This window comes from Brumicola blandensis (genome assembly GCF_031846165.1).
In the GTDB taxonomy this organism is placed as follows: Bacteria; Pseudomonadota; Gammaproteobacteria; order Enterobacterales; family Alteromonadaceae; genus Glaciecola; species Glaciecola blandensis.
The window spans coordinates 717,948-735,709 of record NZ_JAVRIE010000002.1 but is presented as its reverse complement, the minus strand read 5'-3'; the positions used below and the strand labels follow the sequence as shown (position 1 = coordinate 735,709).

The window sequence follows — 17,762 nt, the reverse complement described above, 5'->3', positions numbered from 1 at the left end:
ATAATTATACTAAGTCGCCGTTAGACTTAAAGAAACGAACTTTCTTCTCGTCTTCAACACGGAAACCAACGCGATCAGCTTTACCCGTTGCTGGGTTAACTAACGCTACATTAGACACATGAATGGTTGCTTCTTTCTCAATAATACCGCCAGGCTGCTCAATCTGTGGATTGGCTTTCTGGTGTTTCTTGATGATGTTCACACCTTCAACTACTAAACGGTCTTCAGACGCAAGTACTTTCAAGACTTTGCCTTGTTTTCCTTTGTCTTTACCCGCTAATACGACTACTTCATCATCACGACGAATTTTTCTAGCCATTATCGTGACTCCTTAAAGTACTTCTGGGGCCAATGAGATGATCTTCATGAATGAATCTCCACGAAGTTCTCTTGTGACCGGGCCAAAAATACGCGTACCAATTGGTTGCTTGTTTGCATTAAGCAAAACAGCTGCGTTGTTGTCGAAACGAATGGTTGAACCATCAGCGCGACGAACGCCTTTTCTAGTACGCACCACCACTGCATTCAGAACATCACCTTTCTTAACTTTACCGCGAGGAATTGCTTCCTTGACAGTAACTTTGATGATGTCACCGATATGTGCATAACGGCGATGCGAGCCACCAAGAACCTTAATACACTGAACCCTGCGAGCTCCCGAGTTATCGGCAACGTCCAGGTTAGTTTGCATTTGGATCATGTTTAGTGCTCCGCTGTTAAATATTATGACTCTCACGAGCCTCTAAGCTGCTATTTCGTCATTGATTTCAAAGGAAATTTCAGAAAAAATAGACCACACCCCTACAAAAAGGGCGCGAAACTATAACAGAAAATAAGCATAAACGGTAGTTTAATTTTCAATTGAATTGAGTTTATTTACTTATATTTCGCGGCGTCCTCTGCTGCATGCATAAGTATATGGAGACCTTGAATAAAAACTCAAGTAGAGGGGGGATTAGCAACGAGTCTATTCGCCTCGCTGCCTAACAATTTCATACAAACAAACACCGGTTGCCACCGATACATTGAGGCTAGATACAGAACCCGCCATAGGCAGTTTAATTAACTCGTCACAATTTTCTCTGGTTAAGCGGCGCATGCCCTTTCCTTCAGCGCCCATTACTAAGGCAGTTGGCCCCGTTAGCTTGCACTGGTATATAGATTGTTCAGCTTCACCTGCTGTCCCAACTACCCATACACCCGCATCTTGCAAACTTTTAATTGTTCTAGATAGGTTTGTGACCTGAATCAGAGGAATCACTTCCGCAGCTCCGCACGCAACCTTGCGCACGGTTGGAGAAAGCGCTGCGCTCTTATCTTTCGGCACAATCACCGCATGTACACCAGCAGCATCGGCTGTACGTAAACAAGCGCCTAAATTATGTGGGTCAGTAACACCGTCGAGCAATAGCAAAAATGGAGAGCTCTGATTCAACAGAATGGCGTCCAAGTCATGTTCGTCTAAGACTTTACCTGGCTTCGCACGTGCGATCACGCCCTGATGTTGCTCACCGCCAGCCTTATCATCTAGTGTCTTACGCTGGCAAAACTGAATACTGATCCCATGTCGACGACCTTGGTTAATGATATGTGTTAAGCGTTCATCATCTCGGCCTTTAAGCACAAACATTTCAATAATGCGCTCGGGCTCCCTATCAATCACGGCTGTCATGGCATGCAAACCATATATTAATTCTTGCTGTGCCATTACTTATCTCCGTTGTTTGTTCTTAGACGCTTTACCGCCTTTGGTCCTTGGACCTGATTTTTTACGCCCAGTGCGTTTTGGCTTTTTCGTTGATGGTGCTTTGGTATTCGCATCACCAGTGCTAGGTGTTTGAGTTTTATCTTTTGAGGCAGTTTCGTTCATGCTTGACTTAGCGCTGCCTTTTTTCGCACCGCCTTTAGAACGACTCCGCTTTCTTGGTGGTTTTACTGAAGCTCTCGCTTTCGTCGTGCCCTCAATCAACAAGTCAATTTTTCTCTCATCGAGATTGACACCTGCGACTTTGATTTTCACTTCATCGCCGAGATGGTAGACCATTCCTGAGCCTTCGCCGACTAAACACTGCTTTTGTTCATCAAAGTGGTAATAGTCACTTGGTAGCGACGTAATATGGACTAGGCCATCTATCTGAAATTCAGTAATACGCACGAACAATCCGAAGTTGGTAACGGAAGCTACTACACCTTCAAAAGCATCGCCAACATGGTCTTGCATAAACTCGCATTTAAGCCAGTCTGAAACATCACGTGTAGCATCGTCTGCTCTTCTTTCTGCCATGGAGCATTGCTCACCGAGCTGCTCAACCTCATCGACCGAATAGGCTTTACCACCCGTTTTAGACTTGCGGCCATTCTGCTTGTCGACAATTGCTTTTATCGCACGATGCACAACTAAGTCAGGATAGCGACGAATGGGCGATGTAAAGTGCGCATAGGCTTCAAGCGCCAAACCGAAATGACCCACATTGTCTGGCGCGTAAACAGCTTGCTTCATGGACCGAAGTAGCATGGTTTGGATTAATTCTTTATCTGGTCGATGCTGAATCTTCTTCATTACCGCAGTGAAATCTGCTGGTGATGGTGTTTCATTGACCGTAAATGGTATCCCAACTTCGGCCAAGTAGGTTTTAAATGTCGTTAAACGATCTTCGTCAGGTTTATCATGGATACGAAATAAAGCTTCAGCCTGATTTTTCTCGATGAACTGCGCAGCGCAAACATTCGCCATGATCATACACTCTTCAATCAGCATATGTGCTTCATTGCGTTCTATTGCAATAATATGGGAAATTTTGCGCTCAGCGTTGAACACGAATTTACTCTCGATCGTTTCAAATTCTATAGCACCACGCCCCTGACGAGCAGTCTTTAAGGACTTAAACAAACTGTAAAGATCGTTCAGGTAGGGTACATGCTGCTTGTAGCGTTCTTTCAAGGTTTCATCACCTTGTAAAATGCCCCACACTTTGTTGTAAGTTAAGCGAGCATGCGAACGCATTACTGCTTCGTAGAATTGGTAATCGCTCAGTTTACCCTGCTTCGTAATAGTCATTTCACAGACCATACATAGGCGATCTACATCAGGATTTAGCGAGCAAAGACCATTTGAAAGCACTTCAGGCAGCATCGGAATGACCTTCTCAGGAAAATACACCGAAGTGGCTCTATTCTGTGCTTCACCATCTAGCGCAGTCCCTATTTTGACGTAGGAACTCACATCAGCGATGGCTACCCACAACTGCCAGCCACCATCTTCATTTGGCTGACAATAAACAGCGTCATCGAAATCACGAGCGTCCTCGCCGTCAATAGTCACTAAAGGAAGTTGACGAAGATCAATACGACCTTGTTTTGCTTCTTCTGGCACTTCTGGCGTTAAGCTAGCAATTTGTTTGGTGACCGCTTTCGGCCAATTATGTGGAATATCGAAATTTCTCAGTGCCATTTCGATTTCCATGCCTGGCGCCATATGTTCGCCGAGTACTTCTATCACTTTACCAATAGCATTCACTTTGCGTCGTGGTCGTTGAGTAATTTCGACAATCACCACGTGGCCTTGTCTCGCGCTATTTCGAGCCTCTGGTGGTATTACAATTTCATGGCTAATACGGTTATCATCGGGGATAACTATCGACACACCTTGTTCCATAAAGAAACGGCCAACGATAGGTTCTTTACGGGGCTCTATTACGCGATTAGGTCTGAACTCTATACGTCCGCGGCGATCAACCCCGCTTTCTGTGCCCTCAACGATATCGTCATGCAGCAAAGTTTGCATTTGCGCGGCGTGTATAAATAGATCTTTTTCAGTATCTGAGTGTTTCAAAAAACCAAAGCCATCACGATGGCCGATTACACGCCCACGGATTAATTCTGCGGCTTGTTGTACTTCGTATTTTTTGTCTCGGGTAAACTTAACCTGCCCTTCTCGCTCCATTGCGCGTAGGCGTCTCTGAACACCAATACGGCTGTCTTCGTCGCTCGCATTTACAAGCTGACAAATGTCTAGGAAGCTAAGGGGACTTTTTGATGAGGAAAGTATTTCTAGTAGGTATTCGCGGCTTGCAACCGGATTTTCGTATTTTTCTTTTTCTCTTGAGTAATGCGGATCTTCTGTCATTCATTCTTTTCTTTATTAAATTCGACGGTAGTATACCAACGTTTTACTAACAAGTCTGTGACAAAATTATGAACAGGCGATTATCTGATTGAATCGCCTGTGAACATTGCTTTCATTTCGTTGGCAAATGCCATCAATTTCTCTTTAATTTTGGTTTTCACTTTTATTTCTAAGCTGCTCAGTATCATAACACCCTCTATCGTAATCGTAGGTGCTTGACGAGATGCTATTGATGGTGCTGCATTTTCAGAGCTACCAAGAACACAAACGGCTTTTGAAACCACATTAACGTTTTCTGGCACGTATATATTATCACCACCAAGCACGCTAAAAATTTTTACTACTGTATTCGGTGACGAAAATCGTGCATCAGTGAAATCTATTTTTGCACCACCAAGAAAAGTATAGACTCTTATTTCTTTTGGCGCAGTCCATTGACCAGTGCGGTCTGAACTTCCCAGCACATTGACTAAGGTTTCTGTATCTTCAGTGGGTTCATTCGCATAATTGACGCTGAAATGCTCTTCTTTCTGTTTTTGTAAGTCTGGATCTGGGCGCCCGTCGAGATCAGCAATTTGGTCCATCATTTGCTGATTCGTGGTTGCACTAATCACATTGTCTAACCTACGTTCAAAGGCTTCGTTTGAAATAATTGCATGACTGTAGTTATGTACCAATATATCGATAACTTCCTCTTTCACTTGCTCGATTGGTCTGTCTTCTAATATGACTGGCATTATCACTGTCCTCTAAGTTTATCTAGTAATACTGTTTTGAATTCCACAAGCGTGAAGTTAATTTAGGCTCGTGATCTGTTATCTTTAAGTGGTGCAAGGAGCAGATAAAATATAAAGGCGAACCAAGAAACAAATATCATCGCTAGGATCCAAGCGACTTTTTCACCACCACTTGTCCGTGAAGACACACAAATAGCAATTACGGGAATTGCCCAAAATATAACAAACAAGATAAAACCAAAAAATCCAAAAATCAATTCCATTACATTCTCCTAAGTTAAAAGCGAGTTACTGGGCAAGAACACCTTAGACCAAATGACTCTTTTGCTTTATAAAGTAGATATAGCAACTAGAGTGCCAAATAATAAATAATTAAAAATCAAATACTTAAAATTCAACGATGAGTTTTAGAATAAAATAAATGGTCAAAACGACAAAGAGTTAGCCGTTTTTACGAATTAGTTGGAAGTTAGAGCGCGTGGCTATTCAATTTTATAGGCGGCATCACAAACGGAATGCTGAAACCATACTATTTCAGCGGCCTGTAATTTTGCATTAAGGTTTTTAATTGCGTGTACTAGTTAATCAGGGGCTTTCTTGCATTCCTCACAGCTCTTGGATGCATTAAAGACTCTAATTCACCCATGTACATCGCTATCCGTTGATGCGTGCGAGAATCGTCAGTTATCGCATTATACAGCCAATGATATAAGTCTTCGAAATCATAAGGACTACCGTATCCATCAATAAATAGCTCCGCAAGTTGAAGCTGGGCTCGTAGGTTGCCCAGCGCAGATGCTTCCCGTAAGTAAATCACAGCCCGTTTTTTGTCTTCTTGTACCAATTTTCCACTCGCATGATATCGCCCTAGCTGTTCTAGCGCTGCCGCTAAGCCCTGGGAGGCGGCTTCTCGCATATAATAAATACCGCGCTCAGGTTCTGCATCAACACAAACTCCCCAGGCCAACATGTCGCCCCAGAGAAATTGATAAGCTGGCACCATGAGTACTTCCGCTCTCGCCTCAATATCCTGAACTAGTTGGCAACGATCAGCGACAACTCTCTCCAAATGTTCATTATCGTTAATGAGTTTAATGAGTTCATCTTGACTATAAATTTGCACTGCTTCTAATTGCTGAGAATACGCTTTGGATGGCATCAGGCTGCATGCAAAAAGGGCTAGCGTAATTGCTTGGAGAGTATTTATTATTTTTTGCACTAATTTGCCTCGAATCTTGTTGCTAGTGATATAAGATTGCTATCGGCTAAAATAACAAAAAGTGAAAAATAATTTCATCATTAGGATTCATAAAACCGTATCAAAGCAAACTCTAATCAAGAAGATTTATTAACATGCTAGTGCCCTGAACGTCTTGCACTGGACAAGATATTTTTACTAGCGACTGGGGATCTTTGCTACACTTAAGGCTTCTAAGTAGTGTGGCTTGTTTGCGTAACTCATTTTTTTCCTGTCAGCTGTGATTTCCGCTGCATTTAATAGCCAAAGAAGTGAACGTTCATTCCCTGTTTTACGTAAGCTTGCTTACAATAAAAAAGTAATGAATAGTTGCCAGCGCAAACGCGACTCGATATCGAAAGAGATATGTAAGAAACCATTATTAAACTACAGTAGTTACAAACCGGAGAGTAAATGAAATACAAGGACCTCAGAGACTTTATCGCTCAACTTGAAAAAATGGGTGAATTAAAAAGAGTTTCAATGGAGATAGATACCGAGCTAGAGATGACGGAAATAGCAGACCGCACACTCAGAGCCGGCGGTCCCGCTATCTTATTCGAGAACCCAAAAGGTTCAAGTGTTCCAGTATTAGCTAACCTATTTGGTACTCCCAAGCGCGTCGCGCTCGGCATGGGTCAAGAATCAGTAGAAGCATTACGAGAGGTTGGTAAACTTCTGGCGTTTCTTAAAGAGCCGGATCCACCTAAAGGGTTAAAAGACCTGTGGAGCAAAATACCCGTGTTTAAGCAGGTGCTTAACATGCCCGCTAAAGAAGTTAAAAAAGCACCTTGCCAACAAAACATCATCAGCGGAGATGATGTCGATCTCGGCATGCTGCCAATACAACGGTGTTGGCCGGGTGACGCGGCTCCACTCATTACTTGGGGGCTGTCCGTCACCAGAGGCCCGCACAAAAAACGTCAGAACTTGGGCATATATCGCCAGCAAGTAATTGCCAAGAATAAGGTCATCATGCGTTGGTTATCGCATCGAGGTGGCGCTTTAGACTTTAAGGAATGGTGCCAGGAAAACCCGGGCGAAAACTATCCTGTCTCTGTGGCTTTAGGTGCTGATCCGGCAACCATTCTAGGCGCGGTGACGCCGGTACCAGACACCCTGTCCGAATATGCATTTGCAGGTTTGCTAAGAGGTGATAAAACCGAAGTTGTTAAAAGCATTTCTAACGATTTACAAGTGCCAGCAAGTGCGGAGATCGTATTAGAAGGTTACATTGCGCCCGGTGAAACGGCTCCAGAGGGGCCTTATGGTGATCACACCGGTTACTACAATGAAGTTGATGAGTTTCCCGTGTTCACGGTGACTCATATTACCCATCGTGATAATCCAATTTATCACAGCACTTACACTGGCAGACCGCCGGATGAACCGGCTATTCTTGGAGTTGCACTAAACGAAGTGTTTGTTCCTATTTTACAAAAGCAGTTTCCTGAAATTGTTGATTTCTATCTACCACCAGAAGGCTGTTCGTATCGAATGGCGATTGTCACCATGAAGAAACAATACCCAGGTCATGCTAAGCGAGTCATGATGGGGGTTTGGTCTTTCCTGCGCCAGTTCATGTACACAAAGTTCGTCATTGTCTGTGACGATGATGTTAACGCACGTGATTGGAATGATGTCATCTGGGCGATCACAACTAGGATGGATCCAGCCAGAGACACAACATTGGTAGAAAATACCCCGATTGACTATTTAGATTTCGCATCACCTGTATCAGGTTTAGGTTCAAAAATGGGAATGGATGCAACGAATAAGCTGCCGGGCGAAACCGATAGAGAGTGGGGTGAGCCAATTGTGATGGACGAAACTGTCAAACAAAAAGTCGATAGTATTTGGGACGAATTAAATCTGTTCGACAAATAAACTCCCGCTCAGGGCTTTTTTTAAGTCATAATGGGCAAATAACTATATAAGGCTCAATGCAGAGGGCCAACTAAAGCACGAAAAGGATATACATGAACGTAGTAAACTGCACAGTAGAGAGTATAGAAGCACTTACCTCAATTGTGTACAAAGTCATACTTAAGCCGGAAAACCCCATTGAATTTAAAGCTGGCCAATATTGTCAGGTGGTCATGGGCGAAAAAGACAAACGACCGTTTTCGATTGCCAATGCGCCACAAGACAGTAGCATCATTGAACTGCATATTGGTGCTGAGCCGAGCAATGCATATGCCTACGAAGTGCTTGAAAAGTGCCGTAATCTGGGTGAATTAAACGTTGAGGTTGCCCATGGTGACGCCTACCTTCGTGAGTCCACGTTACCGGCTATTGTGGTTGCCGGCGGAACTGGATATTCCTACGCTAAGTCGATAGTACTGGATTGTTTAGCTACTCAACCCGATCGTGAACTCGTATTGTACTGGGGTGCAAAGAACCCAGACGACCTTTATGAATCAAAAGAATTGAGTGCTTTAGCAGTAACACATCAAAATTTCAGCTTTAAACCTGTGGTAGAAAATCCAGACGAGAGCTGGCAAGAGCATGTCGGTTGGGTGCATAAAGCAGTATTAAACGATGTGCATAACTTTGCAGATTATCAAGTCTATACAGCAGGTCGCTTCGAAATGTCGGCAACAATTCGTGATGAATTTAGCGCCGCGGGCCTGTTAACTAATAATCTGTTCGGCGATGCATTTGCGTTTATTTAAATAAAAAATAAGAAAGGAGATTTCTGTGCAAACAATCAAAACAAGACAGCAAGGCAACAAGCGCTTACTGCAATTACTGCTTGGAGTTTTCGCATTCAGTGTGAGTGTGAGCACAGGAATGGTGAATGCACAGAGCCAAGAGAGCTCCTCAAGGTCCCAAGGCTTAACCTACACCGACCAAGCACTACTTCATGAGATTGGGCGTTCTGCTTCTGCTCAACGCATCGAACAAGATATTCAAACCTTAGTCAGTTTTGGTACCAGACATACCTTATCTGAAACAGAGTCTGAAACACGCGGCATTGGTGCGGCTAGACGCTGGATAAAGGAAGAGTTCGAAAAGATATCGGCTGATTGCGGTGGTTGTTTGGAGGTGTTCTTTCAAAGTAGAGTCATTTCTGGCGAACGCCGAATTCCTAATGCAACAGAAGTAGTAAGCGTTATTGCGATTCAAAAAGGCATGAGTGACCCTAGTCGATACGTTCTAATGAGCGGCGATATCGATTCACGAGTCAGTGACGTGATGGACGCAACTTCAGACTCACCTGGCGCCAACGACAATGCATCAGGTGTAGCAGGAACACTCGAAGCGGCACGTCTACTCAGCAAGCATAAGTTCCACGGAAGTATCGTATATGCGGCATTATCTGGGGAAGAGCAAGGCTTATTCGGTGGACAGATTCTAGCTGAATACGCACAAGAGAATAATTGGCGTTTAAAAGCTGTGTTGAATAACGACATGATCGGTAATATTGAAGGTATCAACGGCGTCATAAATAATACGACCGCTCGAATCTTCGCAGAAGGCACTCGCCAGACCGAAACGGCTGATGAGGCGCGCCTTAGACGGTTTACTGGTGGAGAAGTTGATAGCCCAAGCCGCAATCTAGCCAGATATATTGATTTAATGGCAGACCGTTATATCGAGAACTTAGACACAATGGTGATATACCGTTTAGACCGCTTTCGTCGCGGGGGCCATCATCGCCCATTCAACGATTTAGGTTACCCTGGTGTACGGATCATGGAAACCAATGAACACTATCAACGTCAGCATCAAGACTTACGTACAGAGAATGGTATTAAATATGGTGATACCATCGATGGCGTGAATTTTGATTACGCGGCCAAATTGACGGCGCTAAACGCGGTATCATTGGCAGGTATGGCGAATGCACCAACACCACCCGCTGAAGTCAGCATAGCCGGTGCGGTGCAACCTTCTACAACCTTAAGCTGGGCTGCTGCTGATCCTGAACAGAATCCACAACTTATGGGCTATAAGATCTATTGGCGTTTAACCGATGCCCCTCAGTGGCAATTTAGTAAGTACGTAGGAAACGTAACTACTGCAACACTAGAGAATGTTGTCATTGATAATTATTTCTTTGGTGTCGCCAGTGTAAGCAAAGATGGTTTTGAGAGCCCCGTGGTTTATCCAGGCGCAGCGGGCGCCTTTGGAGAATAAATCCAAAATGGGGCAATTAAGCGTATTGATAGTAACTTTGGTTTTTAGGTAAGAAAATGACCTTTCAGTATCCTGTAAATGTTCAGCGTATCTCTTTGCTAGCAAAACTAAAATTAGCCGCTTGTGTAAAGTTAATTTGTGCCTGTTTTTTGCTGCTAAACGTTCAACTTAATGTGGCTAACGCCAATACCGTAAGTTTGGTTGGCAACAAAGTCGCCACCTACATTGACGAGCACGAGCTACCGGCCAGACAAATGGACTTAGTGAGAGCTGCATTAGCCAACCTACCGGAAGCACTCAAATTGACGGCAACGACTCAAGCTTGGAAAGGAAGCGGTTTGAAATCGGGCAAATTTATAGGATATTACGACCACTATTCACTCAACGATGTGAAAGACGACTATGTATATTCGGCGCCGTATATGAAAGTCAATTTGCATATCGTATCAAGGTACCAACGCGCTGAGAATATTATTCGTTTAGAGCAAATGTACCGTGAACGAGTCGGTATCGAAAACCGCTTCGCAAACACCGATGTATTGCGCGCTGAAAGAGACGTCAGCTGGGCAAGAGCGCCATCATTTTTCGATGTTATCAAACAATTAGCTGAAGATAGAGTTGATTTTCTACTTGTCGACAAGCGAATGATTGATGAAATGAACATCCTGCTCGCGAGTGTGGGTGAAAAACCCGTCTATATTTCGAAGCAAGCAATTGTGCAAGTCGATGTGTCCCTAGCGATACAAAAGGCAAATGCTGAGGCTAACAAGATCATATCAACGTTCGAAACAGGTATCAGTTCTCTTCGTAGCAATGGTGAATACGATAAACTGATGCAAACCAATTTGCAGCGCGACAGTTTACTGGACGATAGAATTTACACCGATATGTTGCGCAAGTGGTAACGTTAACGGCCTACCACCACTCACTAGAAAAACGCCTGTAGGCCAGTCTGTGCGCGGCCTAGAATTAAACCATGTACATCATATGTACCTTCGTAGGTATTAACGGTTTCGAGGTTTATCATGTGGCGAATCACATGGAATTCGTCACTAATGCCATTGCCTCCATGCATGTCTCTCGCATGCCGGGCTATATCTAATGCCTTCCCGCAGTTATTTCTTTTTACCATAGATATCATTGCTGGATCGAAGCGTTTACTATCTATCAACCTCCCGACCTGCAATGACGCTTGTAAGCCTAAGGAGATCTCGGTTTGCATATTGGCCAATTTGGTTTGAAAAAGCTGCGTTTGCGCTAAAGGTTTACCAAATTGTTTACGATCTAAACCGTACTGCCTTGCTGCATGCCAACAAAATTCAGCGGCACCTAAAACACCCCAGGAAATACCATATCTCGCCATGTTTAAACAGCTAAAGGGGCCTTTTAAACCCGATACTTTTGGCAATAGTTGAGATTCGGTGACAAATACATTATCCATCACAATCTCACCGGTAATTGACGCTTTTAGCGATTGCTTCCCTTCAATTTTTGGAGCACTTAGGCCTTCCATGCCCTTTTCTAAAATGAAGCCATAAATTTTACCGTCTTCTTGTTTCTTGGCCCACACAACAAATACATCTGCTATCGGTGAATTTGTAATCCACATCTTGTTGCCGCTTAGCAAATAACCGCCATCGACTGTCTTTGCTACACTTAACATACTCGCTGGATCCGAGCCAGCATCTGGTTCGGTTAGACCAAAACACCCTATCCATTCTCCACTTGCTAGCTTGGGCAAATACTTCTGTTTTTGTTGCTCACTACCAAAGGTATTAATGGGATGCATGACTAGCGAGCTTTGCACACTCATCGCGCTACGATAGCCGCTATCAACTCTTTCTATTTCGCGAGCAACTAAGCCATAGGAAACATAGTTAATGCCTGCACAACCATAACCTTCAATCGTTGAGCCAAGCAGACCAGCCTGCCCCATTCGACGCATAATTGTTGGATCAAAGGATTCATGTCTGTTAGCCATTAAAATACCAGGCATGAGTTCCGCTTGGGCGAACTCCCTTGCGCTAGTTTGGACTAGTTTTTCTTCTTCGCTGAGCTGGCTATCCAGCAATAGTAGGTCGTCCCAATGGCTAAGCATGATGTATTTCTCTTAATCGTGAAAACAGTATTGCTATCATACTCGTTTGTCTTTGGCATGGTAAAGCTGGCGGGTTAAAATTTTTAATAGACAAGCAGACTACTTGTTTAACATCAACTTGGCATACAAAAATGCACCATATTCTGGGCTATGCTGTGGGCTGGCGATACATACTCCGAGAGCTGCTTCCAAGCCACCTTTGTACATGTCACTTAACCCGCCGAGCATGTATAAAGGCGCTTTAGCGTGTAATCCATTGCCAACAATCACATCTCGCAAATAATCGAGTCCGGCAGTAATCAAATCTTGCGCACTTTTGTTGCCTTCCTCTGCCAAACGCTGCACGACAGGTAGCAAAGCCGCATAATCAGCTGCAGGTCTACGTGTCCAATGCTCCACGATTTGTTTTGGTTTAGTACATGAGAGTGCCGTTAAGATCGCATCACTAAATGCTTTGTCATTATGTAAACCATCGAAATATCGAAGCGTTGATTTTATTGCTGACAGACCAATATAAGCACCACTTGCTTCATCGCCCAGAAACAAGCCATGTCCACCATACTGCTTTACTTGTTGGTTCTCAAAGGACGCAAGCGATGAGCCCGTACCAACGATTACTAGTGAGCAATCACTACCAACATTTGCACCTATACATGCCGCATGTAAATCACTTATCAATGAGAACGAAGCGTAAGGATGAGATAATTCACCAAAGGACTGCTGCACACCTTCTACTTGAGCTCCTGCACTACCGACACAAATGTGCAGATCTGCTGTTTGAATATTTTTGTCTGTCAGCGCTAATACTCGATTAATTGACAGACGAATATTTGCAATAGCTGAATCAAAATCACTAAACACATTTGCTGGCCCGCTCATACTATTGCCGAGCTCGTTGCCTTCACTGTTGTATAGGCATGCGCGGCAATGAGTCCCTCCCGCGTCGATACCCACATAAAATTCTTCGTTCATATAATTCTTTTAGTCATATTTACGCGGCACGCGCGCCGACACCCTTGTCATTAACTCATATCCGATAGTGCCAATCTTTGCTGCCACCTCATTTATTGGTAAGTTTTCACCCCAAAGCTCCACTTCAGTACCAATATCAATATCATCTAACCCACTTACATCGAATGTAAGCATATCCATTGAAACGCGCCCGACTAAGAAAGCCTTTTTCCCGTTAAACAAAGCAGGAGTGCCTATAGGCGCATGGCGCGGATAGCCGTCAGCGTAGCCGATAGCAACTGTGGCAATAGTAGATGGTTTACTCGCTGTCCAAGTTGCACCATATCCCACAGACTCTCCAGCTGCGAGATCACGCAAAGCAATGACCTCACTTTTTAAGGTCATAACGGGTTTTAAATCTGGTGACACCTGCTCTTTTTCGAAAGGTGAACTGCCATATAACGAAATCCCCATACGGTTATACACCGCTGCTGCCGACGGCAGACTGATATTTGCCGCCGAATTCGCAATTGATAGGTTTTGATGTTTGTCTTGCATTGATAATAAAAAAGCGTTCACAACGTCTTGAGCATTCTCACACTCAGGCTCATCGGCCCGCGCAAGGTGAGTCGCAATGACCGCATCTTCAGTAAAAACATAGGGATAACTTTCAGCTAGATGATCATATTCACTGGGGTCCAGTCCGAGGCGGTGCATGCCCGTATCAAATTTCACCCAATGTTGGTTAGCTTTTATCTCTCTGTTTTCAATGCGTTTATTTATCCAATTTATTTGCCTCTCTAAATGTAGCATCCAAACTACATTGAGCACAGAGCTTAACTCACATTCTTGTTCTTGATGGGGCCCTTGTAGCACTAGAATAGGTGTCGTGATACCGGCTTCTCGAAGTTCATACACCTCATCTAAGAAAGCAACTGCGAACAAATCAACTTCACTCTGTAGACAACGCGCAACTTCAATAGCACCATTGCCATATGCATTTGCTTTAATTACCACCACTTGCTTACTCGCAGGAGCAAGCTCACTCATTGATGTAAAGTTGTATCGAAGTGCGTCTAGGTTGATTCGCGCGTGGGTGTATCTCGCCAACAATATTTTCCTCTAGTGTAGCTATAGTATTCTGTCCAACTCTACCGCCTAAAAAAGCGATGAACAGAGTAGAGACTGGATAAAAAACGACTCAAAATCATCATACTAGCTTATTCTACATCAATGAACGCAAAGGTAGTACACATTGTATTGCTGATTGCCAACTCAGTTTCCGAGGACAACTTGTGTTTGAACACAATAAATGGGTTAATAAGAAAAATGTGTCAATCAACTCTATGTTGAATATCACATTACGAGCATGCTGATGATTAAAGCAAAAATAATAATAAAAAGGCTGTAATAACAAAACTATGATTGATCAATTCTCTGCTATCGATTGGTTCGTATTTGCCACGTATGGACTCGTTCTGCTTGTTAGCGGTTGGTTCTACAATCGCAAGGCTGCAACTTCAACGGACTATTTCCTGGGTGGAAATACGATGCCTATGTGGGTAGTCGCGATTTCAGTTCTTGCAACATCTCAAAGCGCAGCCACTTTCTTAGGTGGGCCAGACCAAGGCTACCGGGGTGACTTAAGCTACTTAGCTACAAATATCGCGGGTTTTATCGCAGCATTTTTCGTGGCAACAGTTCTATTGCCAAGATTTTATCAGTTTAAGGTGTACACCGTATATGAATTGCTGGCGCAACGTTTTGGTGATAATGCAAAGTACCAAGCCGGTATGGTTTATCTTGTAGGCCGATTATTTGCGAGTGGTGCCCGCTTGTATATGGCGGCAATTGCCATTGCTATGATTTTATTCGGTGATATTGAAACGACCAGCGTATTGTTTTCTATTGGCCTAATCGCTGTGATTGGCCTTCTTTACACCGCTTATGGCGGTATCAGAACGGTCATTTATAGTGATGTGATTCAATGCATTGTTTATGTGGGCGCAGCGCTATTAGTACTCATTTATCTTCTATATAGTATTCCTGCAGACCTGACTAGCATTATTCATGCTTTGGAAAACCCAAGTGACGGCTCCCAATCCAAACTGACACTGATTGATTTTTCATTGGACTTTTCGCCCAGTGGCGTTTTTGGTTTTTGGTCGATAATCACCGGTTTTGTGTTACTTAATATAGCTGCATTTGGCATGGACCAAGATGTAACCCAACGTATGCTTACCTGCAAAAACGCAAAGGAGGCAACCAAAGCACTGACTTCGTCAATTATCATCGGCATTCCTATCGTACTGGTTTTCGTTATTATTGGCATGTTGTTATATGTTTATTATCAACGCCCAGACCTGATGAGTCAGGCCGTTGCAAACGGTGATGTTCCGACCCCCACTTTTGTGGGTCAAACAGTGACTATCTTCATGTACTACGTGCTCACTGACCTTCCGAATGGTATTAAAGCGATTGTGACTATTGGGATAGTTGCTGCAGCACTGTCAACTCTGAATTCAGGCTTAAACTCTATGTCCTCTGTGGCTGTTCAAGATATATATCGTGGACTGATGGAGAATAGAGGCAAGCGTCTTAGTGAGCAACACATAGTAAAAGCTGGCAGAATCAGTATGGTTATTGTTGCCTTGTGCTTAAGCGGGATGGCGGCACTTTGTTATTACTGGCAGCAACATACAGACATGCCTTTACTCGCCTTTGCTCTGAGTGTAATGGTTTTTTCGTATAGTGGATTGCTTGGCGTGTATTTCACTGCCTTATTTAGCAGCCGAGGCTCACCAACATCCATTCTATTTTCATTGATTGTTGGCTTTAGTATCCCAGTTTTATTGCAACCCGGCGTGATGTCACTTTACCTTGATGAACAATATCAATTTAGCCTTGGGTTTTCTTGGCAACTAGTCATTGCGACTTTCATCGCGACATGTGTATGTCTACTAGGAAAAAGCAATGCAATGACGTCTGGCTCTATCAGTATTGAAAAAGAGAGAAGTTAAGCATGGACAAAACAGACAAAATCCGACAGGAAATCCAATCAATCCCTTCTGAAACACGTCTGCGTGAAAGTATGGATATTGATAGCATGTCCACCATCGATGCGTTAAAAGTCATAAATGATCAGGACAAAACGGTTCCATATGCTATTTCCAATTCATTAGATGACATAGCCGAAGCGGTTGATGCTAGCGCGCATGCCTTGTCTCAAGGAGGAAGGCTAATCTACATAGGTGCAGGTACAAGTGGGCGCTTAGGAATTCTTGATGCCGTTGAATGTCGACCCACGTTCAGTGTGCCTGATGACCTAGTTGTTGGCATTATTGCTGGCGGAGAGAAGGCATTAATTCATGCCGTCGAGGGTGCTGAAGATGATGCACTTAGCGGCAAACGAGATCTTATTAATATATCACTGAGCTCAAAAGACATCGTCATCGGTTTAGCCGCGAGTGGACGTACTCCCTATGTGTTAGGTGCTATAGAATATGCAAATTCGCTCTCCTGCGCCACAGCTTGTATTGTGTGCAACCCAGATGCCCCACTACTTAAGTTAGCTAATATTGGTATTGTTGCCAATGTTGGGCCTGAGGTACTAACGGGCTCAACGCGAATGAAGTCCGGCACTGCTCAGAAGCTTATCCTTAATATGATTAGCACGACAACGATGATAAAACTGGGTAAAACGTACTCAAATTTAATGGTCGATGTGAATGCCACGAACGAGAAACTTCTTGCCAGAGCAGTGCATATAGTTATGCAAGCGACTACCTGTTCAGCAGAGAAAGCCAAGGCCACACTGGCTGAATCTAACAATAACGCTAAACTCGCCATACTGATGATCTTAACTAATAGCGATGTAACTACATCCAAAGCAATGCTCGATAAGCATTCTGGATATCTAAATAAAGCGCTAAATTAGTTACTTTGACATTACAAATCGCCTTTACCACATCGTGTTCTTTTTAAATCAGGAATAAGCGGGATTTTAGAAGGCATAGCGGGTTAAAAATGTTGGGGATTACAATATCTAGGTCATAGTTTTTAGGCTAATTTCGAAATTAAAGAGCACTTATTTAATAGCATGATTAAGTTATAGATCTAGATCGAATATTTTTTCGCACGTTATATCTGACGCAAATTTGCGACAATCACGACACAAAAGGTCACGTCATGATCATTTGATTTAACCGTTCTACACATTCAACAACCAAGAAAAAACGCAACATTGATATTTGGTACTTGCAGCTCAAATATTTACATCAATTTTTCGTCTCGTACCCCATCTTCACAGTCAAGGAAAACCACCAAAAGTCCTAATATTTAAACAGTGCGTAATTAAAAAACTAGCCACTCAACCCTAACAAGACTCTTATGAAAACCGGTAAAATATAACTACAAACCTACATTTGATTACCACTTGAACAGGTAACTGTCACATTGAGATGAGCGCAT

16 protein-coding genes are annotated in these 17,762 nt (G+C 43.4%); 6 read left to right on the top strand and 10 right to left on the bottom strand.

What is annotated here, in order from left to right:
• Positions 1-4: 4 nt before the first annotated feature.
• The 7 genes from rplX to RM544_RS08410 form a co-directional block, all read right to left on the bottom strand.
• The gene (gene rplX / locus RM544_RS08440; protein ID WP_311361319.1) at positions 5-319 is read right to left on the bottom strand and encodes a 50S ribosomal protein L24; all 315 of its coding nucleotides are present in this window, start codon (positions 317-319) and stop codon (positions 5-7) included.
• Between the two features lie 12 nt (positions 320-331).
• Positions 332-700, bottom strand: a complete 369-nt coding sequence (gene rplN, locus RM544_RS08435) for a 50S ribosomal protein L14 (RefSeq protein ID WP_008846203.1) — start codon at positions 698-700, stop codon at positions 332-334.
• A 267-nt stretch (positions 701-967) separates the two neighbouring features.
• Positions 968-1,708 carry a 23S rRNA (guanosine(2251)-2'-O)-methyltransferase RlmB gene (gene rlmB, locus RM544_RS08430; protein WP_311361318.1) on the bottom strand — a complete coding sequence of 247 codons (741 nt, stop codon included), beginning with the start codon at positions 1,706-1,708 and terminating at the stop codon, positions 968-970.
• A gap of 3 nt (positions 1,709-1,711) precedes the next feature.
• Positions 1,712-4,126, bottom strand: coding sequence for a ribonuclease R (rnr, locus tag RM544_RS08425; protein ID WP_311361317.1), 2,415 nt, complete (start codon positions 4,124-4,126; stop codon positions 1,712-1,714).
• Between the two features lie 80 nt (positions 4,127-4,206).
• Positions 4,207-4,863, bottom strand: a complete 657-nt coding sequence (locus RM544_RS08420; protein ID WP_311361316.1) for a LiaF domain-containing protein — start codon at positions 4,861-4,863, stop codon at positions 4,207-4,209.
• Positions 4,864-4,925: 62 nt separating this feature from the next.
• Positions 4,926-5,126 (bottom strand): PLDc N-terminal domain-containing protein, encoded by a 201-nt coding sequence (locus tag RM544_RS08415; RefSeq protein WP_311361315.1) that lies wholly within the window; start codon positions 5,124-5,126, stop codon positions 4,926-4,928.
• 314 nt (positions 5,127-5,440) lie between these two features.
• On the bottom strand, positions 5,441-6,022 hold the full coding sequence (locus RM544_RS08410; protein WP_311361365.1) for a tetratricopeptide repeat protein: 582 nt from the start codon (positions 6,020-6,022) through the stop codon (positions 5,441-5,443).
• Between the two features lie 492 nt (positions 6,023-6,514).
• On the opposite strand from RM544_RS08410, the gene ubiD reads away from it, so the two are divergent.
• From ubiD to RM544_RS08390, 4 genes are all read left to right on the top strand, one after another.
• Positions 6,515-7,987 (top strand): 4-hydroxy-3-polyprenylbenzoate decarboxylase, encoded by a 1,473-nt coding sequence (ubiD, locus tag RM544_RS08405; protein ID WP_311361314.1) that lies wholly within the window; start codon positions 6,515-6,517, stop codon positions 7,985-7,987.
• Between the two features lie 92 nt (positions 7,988-8,079).
• The gene (gene fre / locus RM544_RS08400) at positions 8,080-8,775 is read left to right on the top strand and encodes an NAD(P)H-flavin reductase (RefSeq protein ID WP_311361313.1); all 696 of its coding nucleotides are present in this window, start codon (positions 8,080-8,082) and stop codon (positions 8,773-8,775) included.
• 118 nt (positions 8,776-8,893) lie between these two features.
• Positions 8,894-10,243, top strand: coding sequence for a M28 family peptidase (locus tag RM544_RS08395; protein ID WP_311361364.1), 1,350 nt, complete (start codon positions 8,894-8,896; stop codon positions 10,241-10,243).
• Between the two features lie 56 nt (positions 10,244-10,299).
• The gene (locus RM544_RS08390; protein ID WP_311361312.1) at positions 10,300-11,148 is read left to right on the top strand and encodes a type 2 periplasmic-binding domain-containing protein; all 849 of its coding nucleotides are present in this window, start codon (positions 10,300-10,302) and stop codon (positions 11,146-11,148) included.
• Between the two features lie 23 nt (positions 11,149-11,171).
• Here RM544_RS08390 and RM544_RS08385 read toward each other — a convergent pair whose 3' ends face one another.
• From RM544_RS08385 to alr, 3 genes are all read right to left on the bottom strand, one after another.
• Positions 11,172-12,341 (bottom strand): acyl-CoA dehydrogenase, encoded by a 1,170-nt coding sequence (locus RM544_RS08385; RefSeq protein WP_311361311.1) that lies wholly within the window; start codon positions 12,339-12,341, stop codon positions 11,172-11,174.
• A 99-nt stretch (positions 12,342-12,440) separates the two neighbouring features.
• Positions 12,441-13,313: a glucosamine kinase nucleotide-binding domain-containing protein gene (locus tag RM544_RS08380; protein WP_311361310.1), complete on the bottom strand. Its 873-nt coding sequence runs from the start codon at positions 13,311-13,313 to the stop codon at positions 12,441-12,443.
• A gap of 9 nt (positions 13,314-13,322) precedes the next feature.
• Positions 13,323-14,402: an alanine racemase gene (alr, locus tag RM544_RS08375; RefSeq protein ID WP_311361309.1), complete on the bottom strand. Its 1,080-nt coding sequence runs from the start codon at positions 14,400-14,402 to the stop codon at positions 13,323-13,325.
• A gap of 311 nt (positions 14,403-14,713) precedes the next feature.
• Between alr and RM544_RS08370 the strand changes: the two genes are divergently transcribed.
• Both RM544_RS08370 and murQ read left to right on the top strand, forming a co-directional pair.
• Positions 14,714-16,312 carry a sodium:solute symporter gene (locus RM544_RS08370; protein WP_311361308.1) on the top strand — a complete coding sequence of 533 codons (1,599 nt, stop codon included), beginning with the start codon at positions 14,714-14,716 and terminating at the stop codon, positions 16,310-16,312.
• 2 nt (positions 16,313-16,314) lie between these two features.
• Complete coding sequence (gene murQ / locus RM544_RS08365; RefSeq protein ID WP_311361307.1) at positions 16,315-17,229, top strand: N-acetylmuramic acid 6-phosphate etherase; 915 nt, start codon at positions 16,315-16,317, stop codon at positions 17,227-17,229.
• The last annotated feature ends 533 nt before the right edge of the window (positions 17,230-17,762 follow it).

Coding starts and splice junctions, on each gene's coding strand:
- rplX (WP_311361319.1), bottom strand. CDS start 319: ATGGCTAGAAAAATTCGTCGTGATGATGAAGTAGTCGTATTAGCGGGT.
- rplN (WP_008846203.1), bottom strand. CDS start 700: ATGATCCAAATGCAAACTAACCTGGACGTTGCCGATAACTCGGGAGCT.
- rlmB (WP_311361318.1), bottom strand. CDS start 1,708: ATGGCACAGCAAGAATTAATATATGGTTTGCATGCCATGACAGCCGTG.
- rnr (WP_311361317.1), bottom strand. CDS start 4,126: ATGACAGAAGATCCGCATTACTCAAGAGAAAAAGAAAAATACGAAAAT.
- RM544_RS08420 (WP_311361316.1), bottom strand. CDS start 4,863: ATGCCAGTCATATTAGAAGACAGACCAATCGAGCAAGTGAAAGAGGAA.
- RM544_RS08415 (WP_311361315.1), bottom strand. CDS start 5,126: ATGGAATTGATTTTTGGATTTTTTGGTTTTATCTTGTTTGTTATATTT.
- RM544_RS08410 (WP_311361365.1), bottom strand. CDS start 6,022: ATGCCATCCAAAGCGTATTCTCAGCAATTAGAAGCAGTGCAAATTTAT.
- ubiD (WP_311361314.1), top strand. CDS start 6,515: ATGAAATACAAGGACCTCAGAGACTTTATCGCTCAACTTGAAAAAATG.
- fre (WP_311361313.1), top strand. CDS start 8,080: ATGAACGTAGTAAACTGCACAGTAGAGAGTATAGAAGCACTTACCTCA.
- RM544_RS08395 (WP_311361364.1), top strand. CDS start 8,894: ATGGTGAATGCACAGAGCCAAGAGAGCTCCTCAAGGTCCCAAGGCTTA.
- RM544_RS08390 (WP_311361312.1), top strand. CDS start 10,300: ATGACCTTTCAGTATCCTGTAAATGTTCAGCGTATCTCTTTGCTAGCA.
- RM544_RS08385 (WP_311361311.1), bottom strand. CDS start 12,341: ATGCTTAGCCATTGGGACGACCTACTATTGCTGGATAGCCAGCTCAGC.
- RM544_RS08380 (WP_311361310.1), bottom strand. CDS start 13,313: ATGAACGAAGAATTTTATGTGGGTATCGACGCGGGAGGGACTCATTGC.
- RM544_RS08370 (WP_311361308.1), top strand. CDS start 14,714: ATGATTGATCAATTCTCTGCTATCGATTGGTTCGTATTTGCCACGTAT.
- murQ (WP_311361307.1), top strand. CDS start 16,315: ATGGACAAAACAGACAAAATCCGACAGGAAATCCAATCAATCCCTTCT.